The sequence below is a fragment of the Burkholderia sp. RF7-non_BP4 genome (assembly GCF_001521935.1).
Lineage (GTDB): Bacteria > Pseudomonadota > Gammaproteobacteria > Burkholderiales > Burkholderiaceae > Burkholderia > Burkholderia diffusa.
This window is the reverse complement of record NZ_LOTA01000016.1, coordinates 1-646: the sequence shown is the minus strand read 5'-3', so window position 1 is coordinate 646 and position 646 is coordinate 1. Positions and strand designations below refer to the sequence as shown.

Annotated in this window: 1 protein-coding gene; it reads left to right on the top strand. The window is 70.6% G+C overall.

The genetic code is table 11. From position 1 onward, the window contains the following. A partial coding sequence (locus tag WS49_RS07610; protein WP_218921263.1) for a hypothetical protein occupies positions 1–563 on the top strand: 563 nt, incomplete at its 5' end. Between the last annotated feature and the right edge of the window lie 83 nt (positions 564–646).

Sequence of the window (646 nt, the reverse complement as noted above, 5' to 3'; positions counted from 1 at the left end):
GATGGAATGGTAGGCCGTTGCCCTTCCTTGCCCAGGCCAATCAACCCAGAAAAATCCGGGGACTCATGCACCACTCCCGCTACACCATGCGCGCCCGCCTGCGCACGCAGGCCGTGCTGTACGGCATGCTGGGCGGCTCACTCGGCACGGTCGCCCTGTCGACGTTCACGCACTTGAAAGCCGGGCACCTCACGGCCGCAGCCGGCCTGGCCATCGCGGGCTTCGTGGCCGGATGGGTCTGTCGTCGCGCACCGGCCACACCGGACCCGGGTAACCGTCACGCCGTCTCCGACGATCTGCACGAGCTCGAGCAGCGTGTCCCCCGACGCGCCGTGGTGGCCGTCGTCATCGCTTGCCTGGCAACCGACCTGCTGGGTGCCGGAATCGGCAACCTGGCGCCGCTCGCCGCTGACATCCAGACCGTCTATCGGCTGCTCAGCGGCCCATCCGACGGGCCCGACACGCCGTCACCGTCTCGCTGCGGCCCCGGCGATGCACGTCAGGCCCCCTCGGCCGCCCGTCCGGTGCATCACGACGCTCGGCCGACCGCGATCCCCCTGTAGCACGCGCTTTGCGCGCCGCGGATCGGTTGCGAGCCTCGCTCACGCTGTCGATAGCGAGGAAACGGCGGGCGCGCGACCGGCGC